The organism is Streptomyces sp. NPDC002784, assembly GCF_053592135.1.
On record NZ_JBSFVD010000151.1, the window covers coordinates 1 to 1,753 of the forward strand.

At 74.0% G+C, this 1,753-nt stretch carries 2 protein-coding genes; both read left to right on the plus strand.

Annotation, left to right across the window (positions count from 1 at the left end; genetic code table 11):
• Window positions 1–662, plus strand: a 662-nt coding sequence (locus ACWD1Z_RS37330; RefSeq protein ID WP_451125351.1) for a LysR family substrate-binding domain-containing protein, incomplete at its 5' end; no start/stop codon positions are given.
• Entirely contained in the window at window positions 659–1,534 is an 876-nt protein-coding gene (locus ACWD1Z_RS37335) for a serine hydrolase (protein ID WP_451125353.1), read from the plus strand. The genes ACWD1Z_RS37330 and ACWD1Z_RS37335, both read left to right, overlap by 4 nt.
• Window positions 1,535–1,753 lie beyond the last annotated feature (219 nt).

The following is a 1,753-nucleotide window of genomic DNA, read 5'->3' on the forward strand; positions in this document are numbered from 1 at the left end:
CCGGCGAGACCGTCGCCGCCGCCCTCGCCGACCTGCACAGGCATCACCCCGGAGTACAGCTGCACCTGCACGAACTCACCACCTCCGCTCAACTCGCCGGACTCGCCGCCCACGAACTCGACGTCGGACTCATCCACCACCCCTGCGACGTCACCGGCCTCGAACTCGGTCCGGTGCTGCGCCGGGAGCTGGGCGTGCTGCTGCCGCGGCACCTGTCCGCCGCCGCGCTCACCGAAGTGCCGCTGGCCGCCCTGCAGGGCCAAGTCCTGGCCCTCTTCCCGCGTGCCGACGCGCCGGCCCTGTACGACGACGTCCTGACCACCTGTGCCCGCAACGGCTACACCCCGTCCGCCGTCCGGCACGGGCGGGGATCCGGCTTCGTCCGAGGGCTGATCCTCTCGGCCGACGCCGTCGCGTTCGCGCCCCGTGACACCGCCCGGCCCGACGGCGGCGGATCGGACCCGGCAGTCGTCTGGCGCCCCCTGGCCGGGGCGCCCCTCGCGGTGCGCTCCTCGGTGGCCTGGCCCCGAGGCCGCGGTGACACGGCGGTCCAGGCGTTCGCCGAGGCCGTCAGCGAGGCCCTGCGGTCCACCGCCGAAGCCGGACCGGACCTTCCCGACCGTCCCCTGCACCTGCGCCCGGTAGCGGAGTACCTGTTGTGACGCCCTCTCTCGTACGCCGCATCCACGCCGCCTTCGGCGAGGCGGGTGTCACCGGCAGCCTGCACGCCGTGGACGTCGACTCCGGCGCACAGGTCGACGCGGGCGCCGACCTGCCGGTCGTCACCGCCAGTGTCCACAAACTCTGCCTGCTGGTGGCCCTGTACCGGCAGGCCGCCGACGGAGTGCTGGACCTGACCGAGCAGATCGAATGCCCGGTCGGTGAGCGTACGGCCGGTCCCACCGGCCTGGCCGCCCTGCTCGACCCCGTACGCCTCTCGCTGCGGGACGCGGCCCAGTTGATGATGACCGTCAGCGACAACGCGGCGGCCGACCTGCTGATGGACCGCGTCGGCATCGACGCCGTCAACCGGACCACGGCCCGCCTCGGTCTGGACCGCACCCGCGCGCGCCACGACTTCGGGGGCATGCTCGCCCTTCTCCGCGAGGACATCGGCCCGGGCGGGGCCACCGCCCTGCTCGCACCGCACGCTCTGACCCGGCTGCGCGTCCTGGACCCGGCCGCCACCAACCACAGCACCCCGCGCGACATGACCCGGCTGCTCACCGCCGTGTGGCATGACGAGGCCGCCCCCGCGGAGCACTGCGCCGCCATGCGCCGCGTCATGGGCCTGCAGGTATGGCCGCACCGGCTGGCCTCCGGCTTCCCCTTCGACGACGTACGTGTGGCGGGCAAGACCGGCAGCCTGCCGACCGTGCGCAACGAGGTCGGCGTCGTAGAATACCCCGACGGTGGCCGGTACGCCGTCGCCGTCTTCACCCGCTCCGCCTCCACGGCCGCCAACCTGCCCGGCGCGGACGCGGTCATCGGAACGGTGGCGCGCATGGCCGTGGACGCACTGCGCGCCCGCTGAGGGGTCCTCCGGTGAGGGGCGGGCGCGGCGAGTGCCCTACCGGCTGTGGACGGACCGTTCCATTCCGGCCCACCATGAGCAACAGGCCCGTACCCGCGCGGCGTCATGACCTTGAGAGGGGGGCTGGGTGCCCCACGGGCGGACAGCACCCCCCTCCCGCCCTGCCGTGCTGTCGCGGGTGTCGGCCGTGCTCGCGGCCGCTGTGGTGGTTGGTCTTCT